Annotated in this window: 18 protein-coding genes; 5 read left to right on the top strand and 13 right to left on the bottom strand. The window is 74.0% G+C overall.

Going from position 1 to position 23421, the window contains the following annotated elements:
- Positions 1 to 9: 9 nt before the first annotated feature.
- The 12 genes from ftsZ to mraZ all read right to left on the bottom strand — a co-directional run bounded on the left by ftsZ (position 10) and on the right by mraZ (position 15144).
- Entirely contained in the window at positions 10 to 1125 is a 1116-nt protein-coding gene (gene ftsZ, locus IEY96_RS13445) for a cell division protein FtsZ (RefSeq protein ID WP_189195137.1), read from the bottom strand.
- Between the two features lie 238 nt (positions 1126 to 1363).
- Positions 1364 to 2182, bottom strand: a complete 819-nt coding sequence (locus IEY96_RS13440; RefSeq protein ID WP_189195136.1) for a cell division protein FtsQ/DivIB — start codon at positions 2180 to 2182, stop codon at positions 1364 to 1366.
- The gene (gene murC / locus IEY96_RS13435) at positions 2179 to 3660 is read right to left on the bottom strand and encodes a UDP-N-acetylmuramate--L-alanine ligase (protein ID WP_189195135.1); all 1482 of its coding nucleotides are present in this window, start codon (positions 3658 to 3660) and stop codon (positions 2179 to 2181) included. The genes IEY96_RS13440 and murC overlap by 4 nt, the downstream gene beginning before the upstream one ends.
- Before the next feature lie 31 nt (positions 3661 to 3691).
- On the bottom strand, positions 3692 to 4798 hold the full coding sequence (murG, locus tag IEY96_RS13430) for an undecaprenyldiphospho-muramoylpentapeptide beta-N-acetylglucosaminyltransferase (RefSeq protein WP_189195134.1): 1107 nt from the start codon (positions 4796 to 4798) through the stop codon (positions 3692 to 3694).
- Positions 4798 to 6213, bottom strand: coding sequence for an FtsW/RodA/SpoVE family cell cycle protein (locus tag IEY96_RS13425; RefSeq protein ID WP_189195288.1), 1416 nt, complete (start codon positions 6211 to 6213; stop codon positions 4798 to 4800). Before IEY96_RS13425 ends, murG begins: the two co-directional genes overlap by 1 nt.
- A 241-nt stretch (positions 6214 to 6454) precedes the next feature.
- Entirely contained in the window at positions 6455 to 7582 is a 1128-nt protein-coding gene (gene mraY / locus IEY96_RS13420; protein WP_189195133.1) for a phospho-N-acetylmuramoyl-pentapeptide-transferase, read from the bottom strand.
- On the bottom strand, positions 7579 to 8976 hold the full coding sequence (locus IEY96_RS13415; protein ID WP_189195132.1) for a UDP-N-acetylmuramoyl-tripeptide--D-alanyl-D-alanine ligase: 1398 nt from the start codon (positions 8974 to 8976) through the stop codon (positions 7579 to 7581). The genes mraY and IEY96_RS13415 overlap by 4 nt, the downstream gene beginning before the upstream one ends.
- Positions 8973 to 10535, bottom strand: a complete 1563-nt coding sequence (locus IEY96_RS13410; RefSeq protein ID WP_189195131.1) for a UDP-N-acetylmuramoyl-L-alanyl-D-glutamate--2,6-diaminopimelate ligase — start codon at positions 10533 to 10535, stop codon at positions 8973 to 8975. Before IEY96_RS13410 ends, IEY96_RS13415 begins: the two co-directional genes overlap by 4 nt.
- Before the next feature lie 52 nt (positions 10536 to 10587).
- Entirely contained in the window at positions 10588 to 12795 is a 2208-nt protein-coding gene (locus IEY96_RS13405) for a peptidoglycan D,D-transpeptidase FtsI family protein (RefSeq protein ID WP_189195130.1), read from the bottom strand.
- Between the two features lie 3 nt (positions 12796 to 12798).
- Entirely contained in the window at positions 12799 to 13401 is a 603-nt protein-coding gene (gene ftsL, locus IEY96_RS13400; protein ID WP_189195129.1) for a cell division protein FtsL, read from the bottom strand.
- Entirely contained in the window at positions 13398 to 14507 is a 1110-nt protein-coding gene (rsmH, locus tag IEY96_RS13395) for a 16S rRNA (cytosine(1402)-N(4))-methyltransferase RsmH (RefSeq protein ID WP_189195287.1), read from the bottom strand. The genes ftsL and rsmH overlap by 4 nt, the downstream gene beginning before the upstream one ends.
- Before the next feature lie 205 nt (positions 14508 to 14712).
- Entirely contained in the window at positions 14713 to 15144 is a 432-nt protein-coding gene (mraZ, locus tag IEY96_RS13390; RefSeq protein ID WP_073831045.1) for a division/cell wall cluster transcriptional repressor MraZ, read from the bottom strand.
- A 355-nt stretch (positions 15145 to 15499) separates the two neighbouring features.
- Between mraZ and IEY96_RS13385 the strand changes: the two genes are divergently transcribed.
- The 4 genes from IEY96_RS13385 to IEY96_RS13370 are packed head-to-tail and all read left to right on the top strand — an operon-like array spanning position 15500 to position 18941.
- Positions 15500 to 16747, top strand: coding sequence for a MurT ligase domain-containing protein (locus IEY96_RS13385; protein ID WP_189195286.1), 1248 nt, complete (start codon positions 15500 to 15502; stop codon positions 16745 to 16747).
- Positions 16737 to 17459: a type 1 glutamine amidotransferase gene (locus tag IEY96_RS13380; RefSeq protein ID WP_189195128.1), complete on the top strand. Its 723-nt coding sequence runs from the start codon at positions 16737 to 16739 to the stop codon at positions 17457 to 17459. The genes IEY96_RS13385 and IEY96_RS13380 overlap by 11 nt, the downstream gene beginning before the upstream one ends.
- Entirely contained in the window at positions 17456 to 18175 is a 720-nt protein-coding gene (locus IEY96_RS13375; protein WP_189195127.1) for a TVP38/TMEM64 family protein, read from the top strand. Before IEY96_RS13380 ends, IEY96_RS13375 begins: the two co-directional genes overlap by 4 nt.
- Position 18176: 1 nt before the next feature.
- Positions 18177 to 18941, top strand: coding sequence for a phosphotransferase family protein (locus tag IEY96_RS13370; protein ID WP_229791577.1), 765 nt, complete (start codon positions 18177 to 18179; stop codon positions 18939 to 18941).
- Positions 18942 to 19053: 112 nt separating this feature from the next.
- On the opposite strand, the gene leuS is transcribed toward IEY96_RS13370, so the two are convergent.
- A complete protein-coding gene (leuS, locus tag IEY96_RS13365; protein ID WP_189195126.1) occupies positions 19054 to 21894 on the bottom strand; it encodes a leucine--tRNA ligase in 2841 nt (946 codons plus the stop codon).
- Between the two features lie 476 nt (positions 21895 to 22370).
- Between leuS and IEY96_RS13360 the strand changes: the two genes are divergently transcribed.
- Entirely contained in the window at positions 22371 to 23420 is a 1050-nt protein-coding gene (locus IEY96_RS13360) for an AAA family ATPase (protein ID WP_189195125.1), read from the top strand.
- Position 23421 lies beyond the last annotated feature (1 nt).

Below are 23421 nucleotides of genomic sequence, written 5' to 3'. Positions count from 1 at the left end.
CGGCGCGGCTCAGGACCCGTTCTTGAGGAAGTCCGGCACGTCGACGTCGTCGAAGAGCACCCGGCGCGGCGACTGCTGCGGGGCCGGCATGGTGGCCGGCGGGCTGACCGGGGCGTTCGCCTGGGTCGGCGGGTTCTGGTTGGTCTTGCGGGACGGCTCGACGGCCTTGTACGCCGGCGCGCCCCCGTCGAAGCCCGCCGCGATCACGGTCACCCGCACCTCGTCGCCGAGCGCGTCGTCGATGACCGCGCCGAAGATGATGTTGGCGTCCGGGTGGGCCGCGTCGGTGACCAGCTGGGCGGCGTCGTTGATCTCGAACAGGCCCAGGTCGGAGCCACCGGCGATGGAGAGCAGCACGCCCCGCGCGCCGTCCATGCTCTGCTCCAGCAGCGGGCTGGAGATGGCCGCCTCGGCCGCCTCCACGGCGCGGTTCTCGCCGCGGGCGCTGCCGATGCCCATGAGTGCGCTGCCGGCGCCGCTCATCACGCTCTTCACGTCGGCGAAGTCCAGGTTGATCAGACCCGGCGTGGTGATCAGGTCGGTGATGCCCTGGACACCGGAGAGGAGCACCTGGTCCGCGGTGCGGAAGGCGTCCATCATGGAGATGTTCCGGTCGCCGAGCGCGAGCAGCCGGTCGTTCGGGATCACGATGAGCGTGTCGCACTGGTTGCGCAGCTCCTCGATGCCCGCCTCGGCTTGCACCTGGCGGCGCTTGCCCTCGAAGGAGAACGGGCGGGTGACCACGCCGATGGTGAGTGCGCCGAGCTTGCGGGCGATGTTCGCCACGACGGGCGCGCCGCCGGTGCCGGTGCCGCCGCCCTCGCCACAGGTCACGAAGACCATGTCGGCGCCCTTGAGCACCTCCTCGATCTCGTCGCGGTGGTCCTCGGCGGCGTTCTTGCCGACGTCCGGGTTCGCGCCGGCGCCCAGGCCGCGGGTCAGCTCCCGGCCGACGTCGAGCTTGACGTCGGCGTCGCTCATGAGCAGCGCCTGCGCATCGGTGTTGATCGCGATGAACTCGACGCCCTTGAGCCCAACCTCGATCATCCGGTTGACGGCGTTCACGCCACCGCCCCCGATGCCGACGACCTTGATGACCGCCAGGTAGTTGTGCGGAGGTGTCATCTCCGGTCCTTTCCCTTCGAGATTGGCATGGGCCGACCCCACACGGCTTGGCCAGACCAGCAGCGGAGCATTTCCCAGCGATGCCGACGGCTGAAACTCTCACCCTCTACTAGAGGCTTAGAGCTATGTCAACCACTGATCTCTTCGGGGCAACGTATGCGCCGCCGCGCGCTGAGCCAAGGACCTTTCCGGCGTGTCGCGGGCGGAGCGGGCGGGCTCACGTCGGCCGACCGGCGGATCACCGGAGGGTGACCACGTCCGGGGCGCTCACGTCGATCGTGTCGGCCTTCCGACCGAGCAGGGCGGTGGCCACCTTGGACTTGTCCGGGCTGCGGGTCGCGTCGCCCCAGACCACCTTCCGGTCGCCGCGCAGCAGCAGGGTGATCCGGGCCAACCCGGCCACGTCCACGGCGACCAGTTCGGCACGCAGCTTCGGGCTGAGCGCGGCGAGCACGTCCAGCCCGGCGCGGGTGCCCGGGTCGCCGGGGGCCGGACTGCCGACCTGGATGACCGGCAGCCCGCCGGGGGCCTGGTCCAGGTTCCGGAAGACCACGCCGGCGCGGTCGACGACGACCCACCGGTCGCCCTGCGGCACCGCGGCCACCGGGGTCCGCTCCACCACCCGGATCACCAGGGCGCCCGGCCAGTCCCGCTCCACCGTGGCCCGCTCCACCGGGGCGAGCGCGCCGACCCGGCGGGCGGTCGCGGCCAGGTCCACCCGGGCCAGCGGCGCCTCGTCGGGCACGGCCGCGGCGTCGCGTACCTCGACCGGGGTGACCAGCTCGGCGCCGACCACCCGCACCTCCCGGACGCCGAACAGGCCGGTGCCCAGCACGGTCCAGGCGACCAGGCCGGCGACGGCCAGCACGGCGACGGTGACCGCCCAGGGCAGCGCCGCGCGCATCCGCCGCTGCCGGGCCCGGGCCATGAAGCGCCGGGTCGACGGGGGTACGGCGTCGGCGCCGGCCCGGACCAGCTGCCACCGCCGGGCCGGGTTGCGCCGGCCGGCCCCGCCGTCCTGGCCGGGGGTGCGGCCGCGGGCCGGGCCGGGGCTCATCCGGCCGTGGCCGCCGCGCCGTCCGGGTCGACGCCGGTGCCGATCGCCGCGGCGTCACCGGTCCGGGCCAGCAGGGCGTCGAGCAGCTGGTCGCCCATGAGCGAGATCGGCGGCGCGCCCATGGTCACCACCACGTCGCCCGGCCGGGCCCGGCGGGCCACCTCGGCCGGCACGTCGTCCCACGCCTCGACGAAGACCTTCCGGTCCGCCGGCAGCGGCACCACCGCCAGCAGCGCGGCCGAGCCCTCGCCGGGCTGGCGCAGCTCGCCGGGGCCGAAGACCTCCAGCAGCACCAGCTCGTCGGCGATGCCGAGGGCGGCGGCGATCTCCGCCTGGAGGTCGCGGGTCCGGTAGAGGCGGTAGGGCTGGAAGACCACGATGAGCCGGCCCTCGCCGGCCACCTCGCGCAGCGTCTGCAGGGCCAGCGTCATCGAGGTCGGGTGGTAGGCGTACTCGTCGTAGACCAGCACGCCGTCCGCGACGCCCTTGCGCTCGAAGCGCCGCCGCACGCCGGGGAACGCGCCGAGCGCGGCCTCCGCCGCCGTGACCGGCAGCTCCAGCAGGTACGCGGCGAGCACCGCGGAGGCGCTGTTCAGCCCCATGTGCCGCCCCGGCACCGGGAGCCGGATCTCGCCCAGCGACCGGCCCTCGATCTCGGCCAGGTAGCGCACCCCCTGCGCGGAGGAGGCCATCCCGCTGAGCCTCAGGTCGGCGTCGGCGGCCTCGCCGTACGTCCAGACCCGGCGCCCCTCGGCCCGCAGCGTCTCGGCCAGCCGCCGGCCACCCGGGTCGTCGGCGCAGGTGATGATGAAGCCCTCGGGGTCGGTGAGCCGGGCGAACTCGGCGAAGGTCGCCTCCAGGTTCGCCAGGTCGCCGTAGGTGTTGAGGTGGTCCGCCTCGATGTTCGTGATGATCGACACGTACGGGCGGTAGATGAGGAACGAGCGGTCGCTCTCGTCCGCCTCGACCACGAAGTATTCACCCGTGCCGTGGTGCGCGCCGGAGCCGACCTCGGAGATCTCGCCGCCGATCACGAAGGACGGGTCGGTGCCGGCCTGCTGGAGCACCATGGTGACCATCGAGGTGGTGGTGGTCTTGCCGTGGGTGCCGGCGACCGCCACGGTCCGGCGGCCGGTCATCGCGGCGGCGAGCGCCTCGGAGCGGTGCAGCACCCGCAGCCCGCGCCGGCGCGCCTCGACCATCTCCAGGTGGTCCTGCGGGATGGCCGAGGAGTAGACCACCGTGTCCACCCCGTCGAGGTTGGTCGCCTCGTGGCTCATGTGGATGGTGCCGCCGAGCGCCCGCAGGCCGGCCAGGGAGGGCCACTCCCGCAGCTCGCTGCCGGAAACCGGCAGGCCCCGGGTGAGGAAGAGCCGGGCCAGGCCGCTCATGCCGACGCCGCCCACCCCGATGAGGTGGATCCGGCCCAGGTCCTCCGCGGTCATCGTGCCGGCGGGGGTGAACTGCGCGGTGTTCATGGGACGTACCTTCCGGTCGCGGCGGCCCACATCAGCGGGACACCGCCTCGTAGACGAAGTTCAGCAGGGCCACGTCGCCGTCGCGCCGGCCGTACGCGGCCGCGGCGGCGCCCATCGAGGCGAGCCGCTGCGGGTCCCGGATCAGCGGGATCACCGTGCGCTCCACCCAGGCCGGGGTCACCTCGGCGTCGTCGACGAGCAGCCCGCCGCCGGCCTCCACCACGGGCAGCGCGTTGCGCTTCTGCTCCTGGTTGCTGTGCGGGTACGGCACGTAGACGGTGGGCAGGCCGATGGCGGCCACCTCGGCGCAGGTCATCGCGCCGCCCCGGCCCAGCATCAGGTCGGCGGCCGCGTAGCCCAGCTCCATCTCGGACAGGTAGGGCAGGGTCACGTACGGCACCGGCAGGTCGGTGGGGACGGAGACCGGCTCGTTGCGGGCGCCGATCACGTGCAGCACCTGCACGCCGTTGCGGGCCAGTTCCTTGGCCGCCCCGGAGACCGCCAGGTTGATCGAGCGGGCGCCCTGCGAGCCGCCGGCCACGAAGAGCACCGGCAGGTCGGGGCGGAGTCCGAAGTGGGCGCGGGCGGCGTTTCGCACGGCGGCCCGGTCCAGCCCGGCGATGCCGCGGCGCAGCGGCACGCCCACCACCCGGGCGTCGCGCAGCGACTCGGCCTGCGCCGGCTGGTGCGGGAAGCCGACCGCGACGTTCTTGGTGAACTTCATGCCGAGCCGGTTGGCCACGCCCGGCGGCACGTTCACCTCGTGGATGACGATGGGCAGCTCGCGCCGCCACGCGGCCAGGTAGCCGGGGACCGAGACGTACCCGCCGAAGCCGATCACGACGTCGGCCCGCACCTCGTCGAGGATCTTGCCCGCCGCGCGGGCCGCCTTCCACATCCGGTCCGGCGTGCGCACCAGGCTCATGTTGACCGAGCGGGGCAGCTGGTAGGCCGGGATCTGGCGCAGGTCGTAGCCGGCCGGCGGGATCAGCTCGTTCTCCAGCCCCTTGGGTGTGCCGAGGCAGGTGATCCGGACGCTCGGGTCGTGTCGGCGCAGGCAGTCGGCGAAGGCGAGCAACGGGTAGATGTGCCCACCCGTACCGCCTCCGCAGAGCACCACCGAACGCAGCGGACCCATCAGCGTCTCCTCTCGCTCGCCGTGCCGGCGCGCGCCCGGTCGGACCGGGCGCCGCGGGTCGCGGCCTGGTCGTCCTGCCGTCGCGGGCGGGACCGGGGCACGGACCCTCGGTCCGCCGGTGGCGACGCCGGTCGGCGGCGCCGGCCGGGAAGCGGCGGCAACGGGGCCCACACTAGTCGGACCCACCGGGCCGGCGGACGGGCATGCAGGGCGCGGGCCGCGTCGGGCTCGGCGCGCGCGAAGGAGGCGAGCATCCCGACCGCGGCCAGGGTCACCACGAGGGCGCTGCCGCCGTCGGAGATGAACGGCAGGGGTACGCCGGTCAGCGGCAGCAGCCCGGTGACCCCGCCGACGTTGATCACGGCCTGGCCGACCAGCCAGGCGGTGACCCCGGCGGCGGCGAGCCGGCGGAACGGGTCCTCCACCCGGCGGGCGATCCGCAGCCCGGTGTAGGCCAGCACCGCGAAGAGCACCAGCACCACCGTGCAGCCGACCACCCCCAGCTCCTCGGCGATGATGGCGAAGATGAAGTCGTTGTGCGCCTCGGGCAGCCAGCCGTACTTGAAGCTGCTCCGGCCCAGACCGACGCCGAACCAGCCGCCGTTCTCCACCGCGTAGCGGGCCTGGACGAGCTGGTAGCAGTTGGGCAGGTCCAGCTCGAAGCAGGTCTTCGGGTCCGGCGGGTCGAGCCACATGGTGAGGCGCCCGAGCCGGTAGTTGTCGGCGTCCCGCGACCCGGATCCGGCGCCGAGGGAGGCGGCGGCGACCAGCAGGCCGATCCCGGCCAGACCGATCGCGGAGAGGGTGGCGAAGACCCGCTTCCGCACCCCGGCGGCCCAGAGCATCCCGACCACCAGCGCGAGCAGGCAGAGCATGCTGCCCAGGTCGTTGTAGCCGACCAGCACGAAGAGCAGGCCGACCACCGGGAAGAGCGGGGTGGCCAGCTCCTTCCACCAGCCGAGCGCGGCGCCCTTGCGGGCCAGCACGTGCGCGCCCCACAGCACGAGGGCGAACTTGGCCACCTCGACCGGCTGCACCGAGATGGGGCCGAGGTAGAGCCAGAGCAGCTGGGCCTTCAGCGGGCCGATGGACTCCACCCGGAACAGCGCCTCCAGCGCCACCAGCAGGTTGAGGACCAGCAGGAGCCCCACGGCCACCCCGAGGAAGGGCCGGGACACCGCCCGGAACGTCCGGGCGGGCAGCCGCTGGCACGCCCAGAAGGCGACAATCCCGATCACCGCGAAGATCGCCTGCTTGACCAGGGACGCGGTCGCGTCCCCCTCCTCGGCGAAGTCCTTCACGCTGGTGGCGGAGAAGACCATGGTCAGGCCGATCAGCAGCAGCAGGCCGGTGCTGGAGAGCAGCAGGTAGTAGGAGGCCAGCGGACGGGCCAGCAGGCCGCGCAGCGCGGCCAGCCCGCCGGCCGCGTCCAGCCCGAGCGGCGGGCCCGGCGGGTCGGCCGGGCGGCTCGCGGCGGGCGGCCGTCTGGCCTGCGTGTCGGTCGTGCCCTCGGTGTCTCTTCCCTCCCCCACCCGCCCATCATGGCGGCTCGACCCGCCCGCCCGTGGCGCAACCGCCCGGTCGGCGTGTCGGAACGCGAAACGGCGGGACCCCTGGTAACACCGGGGGATCCCGCCGTGACGCAGCGGCAGCGGATCAGCTCGTCGCGGCGAGGAACTCGCTGTAGAACAGGCCCAGCGCGATGGCCACCCCGATGCCGGCGATGATCCAGAACCGGACCACGATGTTGACCTCGCTCCAGCCGGCCAGCTCGAAGTGGTGCTGGAGCGGCGACATCCGGAACACCCGTTTCCCGGTGGTCCGGAACGAGATGATCTGGATCACGACGGACATCGTGATGATCACGAAGAGACCGCCGATGATCGGCAGCAGCAGGATGGTCCGGGTGGACATCGCCATGCCGGCGATCAGGCCGCCCAGGCCCAGCGCCCCGGTGTCGCCCATGAAGATCCGGGCCGGCGAGGTGTTCCACCAGAGGAAGCCCACGCAGGCTCCGGCCGCCGCCCCGGCGATCAACGCGATCTCCAGCGGGTCCCGGACCGTGTAGCAGTACTCCCCGGCGGGGTAGTTCGGGTCGGCGCACCAGTGCCGGTACTGCCAGAACGCGATCAGCGCGTACGCGGCCAGCACCATGACCGAGGCGCCGGTGGCCAGGCCGTCCAGGCCGTCGGTCAGGTTCACCCCGTTGGTCGCCGCCATCACCACCAGGATGATGACGATCACCGCGCCGATCTTGCCGATCTCCAGGGCCGGGATGTCCCGGATGAAGCTCAGCATCGTGCTGCCCACGGTCTCGGTGTTGGTCGCGTTGCCGCTCACGTCGGTCATGCTGCTCGGGAAGTAGAGCGCCACGATCCCGAAGATCGCGCCGACCACGATCTGGCCGGCGAGCTTGCCACGCTTGTTCAGGCCGCCGCTGTGCCGCTTGCGGACCTTCAGGAAGTCGTCGATGAAGCCGACCGCACCGGAGAACACCATCAGCCCCAGCAGCACCAGCGCCGTGATGGTCGGCTCGACCTGGGCGATCTGCGCGTCCGGCAGGGTGGTCAGGGCCAGGTGGCCGGCGACGTACGCGATCACCGTGGCCAGGATGAAGACCACGCCGCCCATGGTCGGCGTGCCCTTCTTGCCCTGGTGCATGGCCGGGCCCTCGGCCCGGATCGGCTGGCCGGCCTTGAGCCGGGTGAACACCTTGATCGCGATCGGGGTGCAGAAGAGCGAGACGAGGAAGGCGACCCCGATGGCGACGATCACCGCCCTCATGCGGCCGACCCCTTCGCGGCGTCCGCGCGCAGCGCGTCCGCCACCTCCCAGGTTCGGTACCGGGAGCCCTTCACCAACACCACGTCACCCGGACGTAGCTCGCTCCGCAGCACCTCGACGGCCGCCGCCTGATCGGTGAGCAGCACCGACTCTCCTCCCCAGTTGCCTACCGCTGTCGCGCCCTCGTGGATCGGCGCCGCCGGCTCGCCCACCACGAGCAGCCGGTCCACCCCAAGCTCGGCCGCGAGCCGGCCGACCTGCTGGTGCCCCTCCCGTTCGAAGTCGCCCAACTCGGCCATGTAGCCGAGCACCGCGACGGTACGCCCCGTCCCCCGCATGCTGGCCAGCGCCCGCAGCGCCACGCCGGTGGAAGCCGGGTTGGCGTTGTACGAGTCGTCGATCACGGTCACCCCGTCGGGGCGTTCGAACACGTCCATCCGGCGGGTCGAGACCAGGCCCAGCTCGCCCAGGGCCACCGCCAGGTCGGCCAGGGGCAGCCCCAGCTCCCGGGCGACCGCCGCGGCGGCCAGCGAGTTGGACACCTGGTGCCGGCCGGTCAGCCCGAGCCGCACCGGCGCGCTCCCCTCCGGCGTGACCAGGGTGTACGACGGCCGGCCCCGCCCGTCCACCGTCACGTCCACGGCGCGCACGTCGGCCCGCTCGGACTCGCCGTACCGGACCACCCGGGCCTCGGTGCGCGCCGCCATCGCGTCGACGCGCGGGTCGTCGGCGTTGAGCACGGCCAGGCCGTCGGCGGGCAGCGCCTCGACCAGCTCCCCCTTGGCCAGCGCGATGGTCTCCACCGAGCCGAACTCGCCGAGGTGTGCCACCCCGACGTTGAGCACCACGGAGATCCGCGGCGGCACCACGTCGCAGAGGTAGCGGATGTGCCCCACCCCGCGGGCGCCCTTCTCCATCACCAGGTAGCGGGTCTCCGGGCCGGCCTGCAACGCCGTGTACGGGTGCCCCAGCTCGTTGTTGAACGAGCCGGGCGGCGCCACGGTCGGGCCGAGCCGGACGGCGAGCTGGGCGATCAGGTCCTTCGTGGTGGTCTTGCCGGAGGAGCCGGTCAGCCCGATCACGGTCAGTCCGGGCAGTCGGTCGACCACGGCGCGGGCCAGCCGCCCCATGGCGTCGAGCGCGTCGCCCACCAGCACCATGGGCACCCCGGGCACCTCGCGGGTGCCCAGCACGGCCACCGCACCGGCCTCGACCGCGCCGGCCGCGTAGTCGTGCCCGTCCACCTTCTCGCCCGGGAAGGCGACGAAGAGGCCGCCGGGGGTGACCTTGCGGGAGTCGAACTCCACCGAGCCGGTGACCCGGGCGTCCGGGTCGGCGACGACCAGCCGGCCGTCGACCGCGGCGGCCACCTCGGCCAGGGTCAGCGGGATCATCGCTGCCCCACCAGGTCGCCGAAGCGGGCGCGCAGCGCCTCCGCCAGCTCCACCCGGTCGTCGAACGGCAGCACCTCGCCGTTGACCTCCTGGCCGCGTTCCTGCCCCTTGCCCAGCAGCGCCACGATGTCCCCCGGTTCGGCCAACCGGACCGCCTCCTCGATCGCGGCGCGCCGGCCGGGCGCCTCGATGATCCGCGCGCCGGCGCCCGCCGCGTACGCGCCGGCCAGCACCTCGGCCCGGATCGCGGCCGGGTCCTCGGTGCGCGGGTTGTCGTCGGTCACCAGCACCACGTCGGCGCCCCGCGCGGCGGTGCCGCCCATCACCGGCCGCTTGCCCCGGTCCCGGTCGCCGCCGGCGCCGAGCACGCAGATCAGCCGGCCGTCGGTCAGGTCCCGCAGGGCCACGAGGACCGCCTCGATGGCGTTCGCCTTGTGCGCGTAGTCGACCACCCCGCGCACCGGGGCGTCGCCGCTCACCAGTTCCAGCCGGCCGGGCACGCCACCGCAGGCGGCCACCCCGCGGGCCGCGGTGGCCGGGTCGACGCCGGCGGCGACCAGGGTGGCGACGGCCAGCAGCGCGTTGGCCACGTTGTGCCGGCCGGGCAGGGCCACCCCGGTGGGCAGGGTGAGCCCGTCCGGGCCGTGCACGGTGAAGCGCTGGGCGTAGCCCTCGCCGCCGATCCCGTCGGCCCACCAGGTGGCGCTCCGGTCGCCGGCCGCCGAGTAGGTCACGGTCGCCGGCTTGAGCAGTGGCCGCAGCGCCGGGTCGTCGTGGTTGAGCACCTCGACCCGGCAGCGCCCGTCGAAGAGCTTCGCCTTGGCGGCGAAGTAGTCCGCCTCGTCGGCGTGGAAGTCCAGGTGGTCGGAGCCGAAGTTGGTGTAGCCGCCGACGTCGAACCGGACCCCGCCGACCCGGCCCATGGCCAGGGCGTGGCTGGAGACCTCCATGACCACGGTGTCCACCCCGCGCTCGCGGGCCACCGCCAGCATGGCGTGCAGGTCGGTCGCCTCCGGGGTGGTCCGGACGCTGTCGATCACCAGGTCGCCGAGCCGGGTCTCCACCGTGCCGATCAGGCCCGTGGTGTGCCCGGCGGCGCGCAGCCCGGACTCGATGAGGTAGCTGGTGGAGGTCTTGCCGGCGGTGCCGGTCACGCCGATCATGGTCAGCCCGGCGGTCGGATCGCCGTAGACGGTGGCGGCGACCTCGCCGAGCACCGCCCGGGGGTCGTCGACGACCAGCACGGGCAGGCCCGCGTCGGCGGCCAGCGCGACGCCGGCCGGGTCGGTCAGCAGGGCCACCGCGCCCGCCCCGGCCGCCGCGGCGGCGAACTCCGCGCCGTGCCGGCGGGCCCCGGGCAGGGCCGCGTACAGGTCGCCGGGGCGGACCTCCTGGCTGGCGTGGGTCACCCCGGTGACGGCCACCTCGGCGGCCCCCTCCGGCGGCGCGACGGCCAGCCGGGCGGCGAGGTCGCCGAGCCGGACGGGATTCACGGTGGCGGGACGTGGATTGCCGGGCACGGCGTCAGACCCTACCCGGTCGTCCGGTTCCGACCGCACAGCCGCCCCGGTGGTTCGTCGCCACTCACCGATGATGTCCCGCCGTGCCGGCTCAGTGCGGAAAGACCTCGAACTTCGGGGACCTGTCGGTCGCCGAGGGCGGCACCCGGTAGTGACGGAGGGTGAAGCCCATCATCTCCCGGAACGCCGGGGCGGCCACCGCCCCGCCCTCGCCGCCGGGGCTCCAGACGAAGACCGCCACCACGTACCGCGGCTTCTCCGCCGGGGCCATCCCGATGAACGAGCCGACCTCGCCGGGCTGGAGCTTGCCGTTGTCGTAGCGCAGACCGGTGCCGGTCTTGCCGGCCACCCGGTAGCCCGGCACCGCGGCGGCCAGGCCGGTGGCCCGCCCGTCCGGGCCGTCGACCGTGGTGACCGCCTCCAGCATCCGGCGCAGCGCGGCCGCGTTGGCCGGACTGAGCACCGAGCGGGTCACCGGGTCGGCGGCGGGCTTCTTCTTCCCGTCCGGGCCGATCACCTGCTTGATCAGGTGCGGCTGGACGTACTTCCCGTCGTTGGCGATGGCGGCGTACGCGGCGGCCATCTGCAACGGGGTGGCGTCGACGCTGTGCCCGATCGGCACCGACCCGGACGACGAGTCGCTCCACTGGTCGGCCGGGAGCAGCCGGCCGCTGGCCTCCCCGGGCATGCCCTCGCCGGTGGGTTGCCCCAGCCCGAACCGCTTCTGGTAGTCGATCAGCCGGTCCCGGCCCAGCCGGTCGGCGATCTCGATGGTGCCGACGTTGGACGAGAAGGCGAGCATCCCCGGGATGCTCATCTTCTGCCCGTTGGCCGGATGGGTGTCCCGGAAGGTGGTGTCGCCCTTCTGGATGCTGTTGGCCACCGGGAAGGTGGTGTCCGGGGTGATCACCCCCTCCTGGAGGGCGGCGCCGTAGGTGATCGCCTTGTGGATCGAGCCCGGGTCGACGATGAAGCTGGTGGCCGCGTCCTCGCGGTCGGCCGAGGAGTTGACCTTGGTCGGGTCGGCGGCGTTGTAGCTCGGGTAGCTCGCCTGGGCCAGCACGTCGCCGGTGCCGACCTCGATGATCACCGCGGCGCCGACGCTGCCCCGGGTGCGGGCCATCCCGTCGGACAGGATCCGCTGCGTCTGGAACTGGAGGTCGCGATCGATCGTCAGCTCCAGGGAGCTGCCCGGCTGGGCCGGGGTGGTCTGGCTGTAGCCGCCCGGGATCGGTGCGGCCAGGTCGCCCTGCCCCACCTCGTACCTCTTCTTGCCGGCCTTGCCCTCCAGCACGTCGTCGTACTTCGCCTCCAGCCCTTCGAGGCCGTTCATGTCCTGGCTGACGAAGCCGATGAGGTTGGCGGCCAGGTCGCCGCCGGGCACCTCGCGCCGCTCGTCGCGGTGCACGCCGATGCCGGCCAGGTCGGCCGCCATGATCTGCTTGGCCCGGTCGATGTCGACGCCGCGCGCCAGGTACTCGAACTGCGACCAGCCGCCGCCGGGCAGCTTGCGGGGCCGCATCTTCTCCGCCAGCTGCGAGGCGGGCACGCCGAGCAGCGGGGAGAGCAGCCTCGCGGTGGCGACCGGGTCCTTGACCTGGGTGGGGTCGGCGAAGACGTACCGCGCCTCGACGCTGTGCGCCAGCGGGGCGCCGGTGCGGTCGTAGATCGCCCCGCGCGGTGCCGGCAGTTCGACCACGGCGAGCCGGTTGGCGAGCCCGCCGTCGGCGTACGCCGGGGTGCTGACGGTCTGGAGGAAGACCAGCCGGATGCCGATGGTGGTGAAGAGCGCCAGCACGAGCAGCGTGCCGAGCCGCAGCCGGCGGCGCGGGTCGGCGAGCTTCGGCGGGCGGCGCGGCTTGCGGACCGGCCGCCGGGTGGCGGCCGGCCGCGCCGGGCGCCGCGGCCCGGGCCGGCGTCGTGGCGACGGCGCCTCGTCGTCGTCGTCGAACGGCTCGCGCCCCGGCCGGGCGGACACGGTCCGCACCACGCCGGCCCGGCCGCCCGCGGCGGTCTCCCGGCGGCCGGCGCGGGTCGCCCCGGTCCGGCCGCCGTCGAGCACCTGCAGGGCCGGCCGGAACGGGTCGCCGGAGCGGCTGCTGCGCGGGGTACGCCGCTGCTCGGTACCGCCACCCGTCCGGGCGGCGCCGCCGCCCTCCCGGATGGTGCGGCCCCGCGGCGTGTACGCCCGGGCGTCGGAGATGCCGCCGACGCCCGGCTCCCGGTGCTCCGCGCCCCGGGACGAGCCGCGCCGGGAGCCCGTGGCGTCCCGGCGCGGTTCCTCCGATCTCGGCGGCACTGCTCAGCCTCCGTTGCCCTGCTGGCTGGTGATCGCCGGCGCGCCCTCGACGGGGTGCGGAACGCCGATCACCTTCCCGTCCGGCAGCCGGATGTAGGCCAGCTCGTCCGAGTCGACCAGGCCGAGCTTGCGGGCGTTGGCCGTGAGGTTGCCCGGCGCCTTCTGGTCGGCGATCTCCTTCTCCAGCTGCTGCTGGTCGACGTCGAGCTTGGCCTGCTGCTGCTGGAGCTTCTCCAGCTTGAACGCGTTCTCGTTGATCTTGGTGTTGACCGCCAGGATGCCGAGCACCCCGCCGACCACGAGCACCAGGATGAGCCCGACGAACGGCGCCCGCGGCACGCGGACCGGCGGCGGCGGGGCGACCCGCAGCCGCGGCGAGGTCGTGCCGGTGGCCTTCGTGCGCTCGGCCGGCCGCAGGGCGGCGCTGCCCTGGGTGGGGAACTCGCGCGCCCCCCGGGCGCGAGCCTCCCCCCGGCGGTCGGGCCGGTCGGCCGCCGCCGTCGACGTGGTGCCGCGCGGGGTACGCTGCGCCGCGGTCCGGCCCCCCGACCGCGGTGCGCGCTGCCCGATGCCGGTGTCCCGGCCGTCGCGCTGGTTGACGTTCATGTCCCCTCCCCCTCTTCGTCCGTCCCGTTCCCGTCCCCCGGCGCCGACCCCGGGCCCGTCGCGGACCCCGGCGACCCCGTCCCCGGTTGGTGCATCGCCTTCACCCGGCGGCGGTACCGTTCGCGGTCGGTACGCCCCTGCCGGGCCTCCTCCGGGTCGAGCCGTTCCGCGGCCCGCAGCCGCACCGAGGCGGCACGCGGGTTCGCGGCGACCTCCGCCTCCCCGGGCAGCTCCGCGCCCCGGCTGAGCAGCCGGAACGTCGGACCCGACCCGGGCAGTTCGACCGGGAGGTCGACCGGGCCCTTGCTGCGGACCCGGTCGGCGAGCGCCTGCTTGGTGAGCCGGTCCTCCAGCGAGTGGTAGGACAGGACCACCATGCGGCCGCCCACGGTGAGCTTGTCGAGAGCGGCCGGCAGCGCCGTCTCCAGCGCTGCCAGCTCCCTGTTTACCTCGATCCGTAAAGCCTGAAACGTTCTCTTTGCCGGGTGTCCCCCGGTTCGTCGGGCTGGTGCCGGAATGCTCTCCCGGACCAGCTCGGCCAGTCGCGCCGACGAGGTGATCGGGGCGCGCTCGCGCTCCCGGATGATCGCCGAGGCGATCCGCCCGGCGAACTTCTCCTCGCCGTACACCCGCAGCACCCGGGCCAGGTCCGGGTGGGAGTAGGTGTTGACCACCTCCTCGGCGGTCACCCCCCGGGTCTGGTCCATCCGCATGTCCAGCGGCGCGTCCTGCGCGTAGGCGAACCCGCGGTCGGGCGCGTCCAGTTGCAGGGACGAGACGCCGAGGTCGAACAGGACCCCGTCGATCGCCGGGTAACCGAGCCGGTCGAGCACGTCGGGCAGTTCGTCGTAGACGGCGTGCTCGAGGTGGATCCGGTCGGCGAACCGGGCCAGCCGGACGCGTGCGTGGGCGAGGGCCTCGGTGTCCCGGTCCAGGCCGATCAGCACGGTGTCCGGGTGCGCCTCGAGCACCGCCTCGGCGTGCCCGGCCAGGCCGAGCGTGGCGTCGACGTGGACGGTACGGCCGGGCCGGCCCAGCGCGGGGGCCAGCAACTCGAGGCACCGCTCGAGCAGCACCGGCACGTGCGTGCCGCGTAGCTCCCCCATCTCGACCCCCACTGGTTGAAACCTGTTTCCGTCCCGGTGCCCGTCGTCGCCACGACGCCTCGCCATACCGCCAGATCCCCATCCGCTCCCCGCCCGCCGGAGGCCGCGGCCCTCCGTATCGGATCGTGCGCCTGGCACCGGGGAAGGGGTGCCAGGAACTCGAAAGCGGCTGGAGATCTCGCAGTACGTCGGGCGCCGTCACGCCCTACAGACCGCCGGGCAGCACCCCCTCCTCGATGTCGGCGAAGTCGTCTTCGCTCTCCGCGAGGTAGGCCTCCCAGGCCGCCCTGTCCCAGATCTCCACCCGGGTGCTCGCGCCGATCACGACCAGGTCGCGGTCGAGAGCGGCGTACGACCGGAGGTGCCCGGGGATGGTGACCCGCCCCTGCTTGTCCGGCACCTCGTCGTGCGCGCTGGCGAAGAAGACCCGGCTGTAGGCCCGGGCCGCCTTGCTCGTCATCGGCTGCGCGCGCAACTGGTCGGCGATCCGCTGGAACTCGGGCATCGGGAAGACGTAGAGGCAGCGCTCCTGCCCTTTGGTGATCACGACACCCCCCGCCAGTTCGTCCCGGAACTTCGCCGGAAGGATCAACCGGCCTTTGTCGTCCAGGCGCGGAGTGTGGGTGCCGAGGAACATCGGCCCAACCCCCTCGCCCTGAGCGGCGTTCGCGGCGCCGCTGACCCCCCGGGCCGGTGCGGCCCTCCCGGCCTCACCATCGCGCCCCACTCTACTCCACTTCCCTCCACCTGCAACCGGAAACGCCCGCGCGGCGTGGCGTTTCCACGCGCAAAACAGCACGTCAGCGGGGGTGGGGCGGAGTGGAGGGGCCCGGCGCGCCCCGCCGGCGGTCCGCTTCCCGACATAGATCGACTCCGTCCGGCGGAACGCGCGCTGACCGTCCGCCGGCCGTCCCCGGCCGAACGGATCGCCGTCGGCGGCGATCTGGTGGGCCCGGTGGTCCGGTAACCTCGCTCGGGTGACGGACGCGAAGATGCCCCTGCGGGCAAAGGTGGCCAGCTCCGTGTCGCGGACCGCCGCGGCGCTGTCCCGGGCCGCGGGCCGTGGCGACGGCTCGGTGATCGGCGGCTGGATCGGCCTCAAGATCGACCCGGACCTGCTGGCCCACCTCTCGGCCGGGCGCGCCATCGCCCTGGTGTCCGGCACCAACGGCAAGACCACCACCACCCGGCTCACCACCGCCGCCGTCGGGGTGCTCGGCCGGGTCGCCACCAACTCCTTCGGCGCCAACATGCCCACCGGGCACACCTCGGCGCTGGCCAAGGCCGGCAGCACCCCCTACGCCGTGCTCGAGGTGGACGAGCACTACCTCGCCCAGGTGCTGGACGCCACCGAGCCGCACGTGGTGGCGCTGCTCAACCTCTCCCGCGACCAGCTCGACCGGGCCAAGGAGGTCGCCATGATGGCGCAGCTCTGGCGCGCCGCGCTGGTCCGGCACCCCGACCTGCGGGTGGTCGCCAACGCCGACGACCCGATGGTGGTCTGGGCCGCCACCCCGCCGGCCGACCCGGCCCGCGGCCACGTCCCGCCGCAGGTCACCTGGTTCAGCGCCGGCCAGCGCTGGCACGACGACTCCTGGGTCTGCCCCGAGTGCGGCTCCACCATCCAGCGCTCAGGCGAGCAGTGGTGGTGCACCGGCTGCCCGCTGCGCCGGCCGCAGCCGCAGTGGACGGTCGAGGACGACGGGGTGCTCGACCCCACCGGCGCCTGGCACAAGGTGCAGCTCCAGCTCCCCGGCAAGGTCAACCTCGGCAACGCGGCCACCGCCCTGGCGGTCGCCGCCGAGTTCGGGGTACGCCCCGTGGACGCCGTCTCCCGGCTGGGCACGGTCACCTCGGTGGCCGGCCGCTACGCCCAGGTCGACCGGGACGGGCGCAACATCCGGCTGCTGCTGGCCAAGAACCCGGCCAGCTGGCTGGAGGCGTTCGACATGGCCGACGTCGCGCCCACACTGCTCTCCATCAACGCGCGCGACCCCGACGGGCTGGACACCTCCTGGCTCTTCGACGTCGACTTCTCCCCGCTGCGCGGCCGGCAGGTGCTGATCACCGGCGACCGGGCGTACGACCTCGCCGTCCGGCTCGACGTCAACGGCGTGCCGTTCCAGCACGTGCGGAGCTTCGACGACGCGGTCCGGGCGGTGCCGCCGGGCCGGCTGGAGGTCATCGCCAACTACACCGCCTTCCAGGACATCCGAGCGGAGCTGGACCGTGTCAACTGAGAGCCTGCGCATCGTCTGGATCTACCCCGACCTGCTGTCCACCTACGGCGACCGGGGCAACGCGCTGATCCTGGCCCGCCGGGCCCAGCTGCGCGGCATGCCGGTCGAGGTGCTGGAGGTCCGCTCCGACCAGCGGCTGCCCGCCACCGCCGACATCTACCTGATCGGCGGCGGCGAGGACGGCCCGCAGGCGCTGGGCGCGCAGCGGCTGATCGCCGACGGCGGCCTGCACCGGGCGGTGGCCCAGGGCTCGGTGGTGTTCGGCGTCTGCGCCGGCTACCAGCTGCTCGGCACCTCCTTCTTCGCCAAGGGCACCCGCTGCACCGGGCTGGAGCTGCTGGACATCTCCTCCGACCGGGGTCCCACCCGGGCGGTCGGCGAGCTGGCCGGCGAGGTCGACCCGCGGCTGGGCATCCCGTACCTGACCGGGTTCGAGAACCACGGCGGGCGGACCCACCTCGGCCCCGGCGTGTCGCCGGTGGCCCGGGTGACCACCGGGGTCGGCAACGACGGGACCACCGAGGGCGCCTGGCGGGGCAAGCTGCTCGGCACCTATTCGCACGGCCCGGCGCTGGCCCGCAACCCCGCCCTGGCCGACCTCCTGCTGCGCTGGGCGACCGGCATCCACCAGCTCCCCCCGCTCGACGACACCTGGGCCGACCGGCTCCGGTCCGAGCGCCGCACCGCCGTGGCCGCCGCCGCGAGGGCATGACGGGCGCCGCCCGACCGTGGCGGCGACGACCGGCGTCCCGCCGGCTCGTCCGGATGCTCCGGCAGCCGTCGGCGCGTCGGTTCGCGCTGCTGCTCCTGCTGCTCGCCGGGTTCGGTGTCACGCTGCTGCTGGTCCCCCACCCGGACCCGGGCGACCTGCCCCGGCTCGCCCACTCGCTCGGCGGGTACGCCCCGGTCGCCGCCGTGGTGGGCGGCGCGCTGCTGCTCGTGGCGCTGGTCCCGCGTACCTTCGTGACGCTGGCCGCCGGCGCGATCTTCGGCCCGGTGCAGGGCGCCGCGTACGCCCTCGGCGCGGCGCTGCTCGCGGCGGCCCTCGGCTTCGCGGTCGGCCGCCTGCTCGGCCGGCAGTTCGTCGCCGAGCGGGTCCGCGGCCGGCTGGCCCGGCTGGACGGCTGGTTCGCCCGGCAGAGCGTGCTCGGCGTGATCACCGTCCGGCTGCTGCCGATCGCCGGGTTCGGGCTGGTCAGCTACGGCTACGGCACCACCGGGGCGCGCGTGCTGCCGTTCCTGGCCGGCAGCGTGATCGCCTCCGCCCCCACCGCGATCGGCTACGCGGCCATCGGCGCGGCGGTCAGCTCCCCCGGCTCGATCAACTGGTACGCGGCCGCCCCGGCCAGCCTCGGCCTGATCGCCAGCGTGCTGATCATCCACCGCTGGTGGCGGGCGGAGCGGCAGCGCCGGCTGGGCCCGAGCTGAGGTGACGGCCGCGGAGGAGCGGCTGCCCGGCGGCTTCGTCACCGAGGTGGTCCGGATCGGCGACACGGTACGCCGCACTCCCCCGGCCCGCGCGGAGTTCGGGGCGGCGTTGCTGCGGCACCTGGCCGCCACCGCGCCGGGCCTGGCGCCCGGCTACCTCGGGGTGGACGAGCGGGGCCGGCAGGTGCTGACCCACGTCGACGGTCGGGTGCCCTGGCGGGACCGGGAGGACCCGGCCTTCTTCGCCGACCCCGCGCTGACCCGGCTGGCCGCGCTGGTCCGGGCGCTGCACGACGCCTGCGCCGGCACCGATCTGGCCGGCGACGCGGAGACGGTCTGCCACCGGGACCTGTCGCCGAAGAACACGGTCTACCGGGACTCGCCGGCCGGGCCGGTGCCGGTGGCCTTCCTCGACTGGGACCTGGCCGGGCCGGGGCGGCGGATCGAGGACGTGGCGTTCGCGGGCTGGCACTGGGCCGCGCTGGGCGGGGACGCCGACCCGGCCGAGCTGGCCCGGCGCTGCCGGCTGCTCTGCGACGCCTACGAGGCGGCCGGCACGGGGGTGTCCCTGCCCCGGGGCGAGCTGGTCGCCGTCATGCTCGGCCAGCTCGACGGCACCTGGCGGGGCATCGACGCCGGCGCCGACCGGGACGAGCCGGGCATGCGCCGGCTCCGCGCGGCGGGCGCCGTCGACGCGGTACGCGGCTGGCACGAGTGGCTGCTCCGGCACCGCGCGACGGTCGAGGCCGCGCTCGACGCCGGGTGACGGTCACGCCAGCGGGCGCGGCCGGTGGCCGGCGGGAGCCCACCGGCGCCCCTGGCCCGGACGCGCCGGAGGCGCGCCCCGCACGGGACGCGCCTCCGACGAACCGGCGGGGTCAGGCGACGACCGAGACCATCCGGCCCTTCACCACGATGACCTTGCGCGGCTCCTTGCCGGCCAGCGCGCCGGCGACCGCCTCCAGCGCGGCCGACCGGACGTCGTCCTCGGACGCGTCGGCGGCCACCTCGACCCGGCCCCGCACCTTGCCGTTGACCTGCACCGGGTAGGTCACCGTCTCGGCGACCAGCAGCGCCGGATCGGCGGCCGGGAAGTCCGCGTACGCCAGCGAGGTGTCGTGGCCCAGCCGCCGCCACAGCTCCTCGGCGACGTGCGGGGCGAACGGCGCCACCATCAGCACCAGCGGCTCGGCCACCTCGCGCGGGGTCTCCGCCAGCCGGGTCAGCCCGTTGGTCAGCTCGATCAGCTTGGCGATCGCGGTGTTGAACCGGATCCCCTCCATGTCCGCGCGGACCCCGTCGATCACCTTGTGCAGCAGCCGCCGGGTGGCCTCGTCGGCCGGCGCGTCGGTGACCCGCAGCGCGCCGGTCTGCTCGTCGACGACCGCCCGCCAGACCCGCTGCAGGAACCGGTAGGAGCCGACCACGGCCCGGGTCTCCCACGGGCGGGACACCTCCAGCGGGCCCATCGACATCTCGTAGACCCGGAAGGTGTCCGCGCCGTACGCCGCGCACATGTCGTCGGGGGTGACGACGTTCTTCAGCGACTTGCCCATCTTGCCGTACTCGCGGGTGACCTCCGTGTCGCCGTGGAAGTACCGGCCGTCGACCTCGACGACCTCCTCGGCCGGCACGTAGGCGCCGCGCGGGTCGGTGAACGCGTACGCCTGGATCATGCCCTGGTTGAACAGCCGGCGGAACGGCTCGAACGAGGAGACGTGGCCCAGGTCGTACAGCACCTTGTGCCAGAAGCGGGCGTACAGCAGGTGCAGCACGGCGTGCTCGGCGCCGCCGACGTACAGGTCGGTGCCACCGGGGTCGCCGGCGGAGCGCGGCCCCATCCAGTACGCCTCGTTCTCCGGCTCGGCGAAGCGCTGCGCGTCGGTCGGGTCCAGGTAACGCAGCTCGTACCAGCAGGAGCCGGCCCACTGCGGCATCACGTTGGTCTCCCGGGTGTAGCGCTTCGGCCCGTCACCCAGGTCCAGCTCCACCTCCACCCAGTCGCGCCGCCGGGACAGCGGGGTCTCCGGGTCGGACTCGGCGTCGTTCGGGTCGAAGGTCTTCGGCGAGAAGTCCTCCACCTCGGGCAGCTCGACCGGCAGCATCGACTCGGGCAGCGCGATCGGCGCGCCGGTCTCGTCGTAGACGATCGGGAACGGCTCACCCCAGTAGCGCTGCCGGGAGAACAGCCAGTCCCGCAGCCGCCAGGTGACCGCGCCGGCCCCGTGCCCGTTGGCCTCCAGCCACTCGATGATCCGCGCCTTGGCGTCGGCCACGCCCAGGCCGTTCAGGTCCAGGCCGCGGTCGGGCGCGGCGCTGTTGATCGCCGGGCCGTCCCCGGTCCACGCCTTGCCGGCGAAGCCCTCGGCCGGCTGCACGGTGCGCACGATCGGCAGGTCGAAGACCTCGGCGAACTCCCAGTCCCGCTCGTCCTGGGCCGGCACCGCCATGATCGCGCCGGTGCCGTAGCCGGCCAGCACGTAGTCGGCGATGAAGATCGGGACCTGCCCGCCGGTGACCGGGTTGGTCGCCCAGGCGCCGACGAAGACGCCGGTCTTCTCCTTGCTGTCCGCCTGCCGCTCCACGTCCGTCTTGGCCGCGGCGGCCTTCCGGTACGCCTCGACGGCGGCCCGCGGGCTGGCGTGCCCGCCGGTCCAGGCGTCCTTCGTGCCCTCCGGCCAGGCGGCCGGAACCAGCACGTCGACCAGCTCGTGCTCGGGCGCCAGCACCATGTAGGTGGCGCCGAAGACGGTGTCCGGCCGGGTCGTGAACACCCGCACCGGGCCGCGCTCGGTCGGGAAGTCGATGTGCGCGCCGGTCGACCGGCCGATCCAGTTGCGCTGCTGCAGCTTGATCGGCTCGGGCCAGTCCAGGGCGTCCAGGTCCTCCAGCAGCCGGTCCCCGTACGCGGTGATCCGCATCATCCACTGCTTCAGGTTCCGCTTGAAGACCGGGAAGTTGCCGCGCTCGGAGCGACCGTCGGCGGTGACCTCCTCGTTGGCCACCACGGTGCCCAGCCCCGGGCACCAGTTCACCGGCGCCTCCGAGACGTACGCCAGCCGGTGGTCGTCGACGATCGCCCGGCGCTCGCCCACGGTCAGCTCGGCCCACGGCCGGCCGTCCGGGGTGGGCCGGGTGCCCCCCTCGAACTCGGCGATCAGCTCGGCGATCGGCCGGGCCTTCTTCGCCTCCGCGTCGTACCAGGAGTTGAAGATCTGCAGGAAGATCCACTGGGTCCAGCGGTAGAAGCCGGTGTCGATGGTCGCCACCGAACGCCGCTCGTCGTGGGCCAGCCCCAGCCGGCGCAGCTGCGCCTTGAACCGCTCGATGTTCGCCTCGGTGGTGGTCCGCGGGTGGGTGCCGGTCTGCACCGCGTACTGCTCGGCGGGCAGGCCGAACGCGTCGAAGCCCATCGCGTGCAGCACGTTGCGCCCGGCCATCCGCTGGTAGCGGGCGTAGCAGTCGGTGCCGATGTAGCCCAGCGGGTGGCCGACGTGCAGGCCGGCGCCGGACGGGTAGGGGAACATGTCCAGCACGTACAGCTTCTCGGCGCCCGCCCGCGGGTGGTCCGGGTCGGCCAGCGGGCCGGTCGGGTTCGGCGCGTGGAAGGTGCCCTCCCGCTCCCAGGTGTCCTGCCAGCGGTGCTCGATCTCCTCGGCCAGGGCGGCGGTGTACCGGAACGGGGGGATGTCGGTCGCCGGTGCGGCTGCCTCACTCATGGCGTGTCTCCTCGGCGCGGGTCATGTCGGATATGGGAGGTCTGCTGCGGGCACAAAAAAGCCCCTCGCGCAGGAGGGGCCGCCGTGCTGTCGCGCGCTCAGCGCATCAGCACGGCTCGGTAAGAAGCAGGAAGACTCCGGCCATGACCGGCAGTGTACCTCGCCGGCGGGTCACGCCTCGCGCCCGCCGCCACGAGGTGGGACGGCGCCCGGCCCCGGGGCTCCCCTTCCCGCCGCCCGCGCGACAGGGGCCGGGACGGGGCTACCCGCCTACGGGCCGGTCACGCGTCCCCCGGTCCGGCGAATATTCCGGGCGTAACCGGCCGACCGCCTGCGGGGGTCGGCGACAACGACAAACATGGTTAGCCTGAGAGACCAGTGAGATTTTTGCGGCAGACGAGGCTCGGCGTCGCGAACCCAACGGCGGGTCCAGGTGCTCTATACAGAGCTGCCGTCCGGCGACGAGGAGGAGGCCCGTGACACAACAGACCTGGGACGAGGTGGGCGGTCTGCTGCCGCACGACGAGTTCCGCGCCGCCAGCGAGGCCATCGTGGCCAACATCGAGCAGGTCATCGAGGGCAAGACGGCCACCGTCCGGCTCGCCCTCGCGGTGCTGCTCGCCGAGGGCCACCTGCTGATCGAGGACGTCCCCGGCGTCGGCAAGACCAAGCTGGCCAAGGCCATGGCCCGGTCGATCGACTGCTCCGTGCGCCGGATCCAGTTCACCCCGGACCTGCTGCCCAGCGACGTCACCGGGGTCAGCGTCTACAACCAGGAGACGCACGACTTCGAGTTCCGCCCGGGCGCGGTCTTCGCCAACCTGGTGGTCGGCGACGAGATCAACCGGGCCTCGCCGAAGACCCAGTCCGCGCTGCTGGAGTGCATGGAGGAGCGGCAGGTCACCGTCGACGGCGTGACCTACCAGCTCCAGACCCCGTTCATGGTGATCGCGACGCAGAACCCGATCGAGATGGAGGGGACCTACCCGCTGCCGGAGGCGCAGCGCGACCGGTTCACCGCCCGGATCGCGATGGGCTACCCGGACCCGGGCGCCGAACTGGCCATGCTGGACGGCCACGGCGGCACCGACCCGCTCAACGAGCTGCGGCCGGTCTCCGACGCGGCCACCGTCCGCCGGCTGATCGGCCACGTCCGGCAGGTGCACGTCGCCGACGCCGTCAAGCAGTACGCGATCGACCTGGTGACCGCCACCCGCGAGGCGCCCGACCTCCGGCTCGGCGCGTCCCCGCGGGCCACCCTCCAGCTGCTGCGCACCGCCCGCGCGGTGGCCGCCCTGGAGGGCCGCGACTACGTCCTCCCGGACGACCTTCAGGCCCTCGCGGTGCCGGTGCTGGCGCACCGGATCATCCCGACCGCCGACGCGCAGCTGGCCCGGCGCACCACCGACGCGATCGTCGCCGAGCTGGTGCACCGCCTCCCGCTGCCGCACGACCGCAAGCGCTCCCCGTACGACACCCGGCCCGGTGGCAACGGTCGCGGGCCGTACGAGCCGCGGAGGCCGTGAG

The sequence above is a fragment of the Micromonospora fulviviridis genome (assembly GCF_014648395.1).
Classification (GTDB): Bacteria; Actinomycetota; Actinomycetes; order Mycobacteriales; family Micromonosporaceae; genus Micromonospora; species Micromonospora fulviviridis.
Note: the sequence above shows the minus strand (reverse complement) of the source record. Positions and strands in the feature narration are given on the sequence as shown.

Excerpts from the sequence above, each read along its gene's own strand:
- mraY (WP_189195133.1), bottom strand. The coding sequence starts at position 7,582 with ATGAGGGCGGTGATCGTCGCCATCGGGGTCGCCTTCCTCGTCTCGCTC.
- mraZ (WP_073831045.1), bottom strand. The coding sequence starts at position 15,144 with ATGTTCCTCGGCACCCACACTCCGCGCCTGGACGACAAAGGCCGGTTG.
- IEY96_RS13375 (WP_189195127.1), top strand. The coding sequence starts at position 17,456 with ATGACGGGCGCCGCCCGACCGTGGCGGCGACGACCGGCGTCCCGCCGG.
- IEY96_RS13415 (WP_189195132.1), bottom strand. The coding sequence starts at position 8,976 with ATGATCCCGCTGACCCTGGCCGAGGTGGCCGCCGCGGTCGACGGCCGG.
- IEY96_RS13440 (WP_189195136.1), bottom strand. The coding sequence starts at position 2,182 with ATGAGCCCCGGCCCGGCCCGCGGCCGCACCCCCGGCCAGGACGGCGGG.
- murG (WP_189195134.1), bottom strand. The coding sequence starts at position 4,798 with ATGGGTCCGCTGCGTTCGGTGGTGCTCTGCGGAGGCGGTACGGGTGGG.
- rsmH (WP_189195287.1), bottom strand. The coding sequence starts at position 14,507 with ATGGGGGAGCTACGCGGCACGCACGTGCCGGTGCTGCTCGAGCGGTGC.
- leuS (WP_189195126.1), bottom strand. The coding sequence starts at position 21,894 with ATGAGTGAGGCAGCCGCACCGGCGACCGACATCCCCCCGTTCCGGTAC.
- murC (WP_189195135.1), bottom strand. The coding sequence starts at position 3,660 with ATGAACACCGCGCAGTTCACCCCCGCCGGCACGATGACCGCGGAGGAC.
- ftsZ (WP_189195137.1), bottom strand. The coding sequence starts at position 1,125 with ATGACACCTCCGCACAACTACCTGGCGGTCATCAAGGTCGTCGGCATC.
- IEY96_RS13385 (WP_189195286.1), top strand. The coding sequence starts at position 15,500 with ATGCCCCTGCGGGCAAAGGTGGCCAGCTCCGTGTCGCGGACCGCCGCG.
- ftsL (WP_189195129.1), bottom strand. The coding sequence starts at position 13,401 with ATGAACGTCAACCAGCGCGACGGCCGGGACACCGGCATCGGGCAGCGC.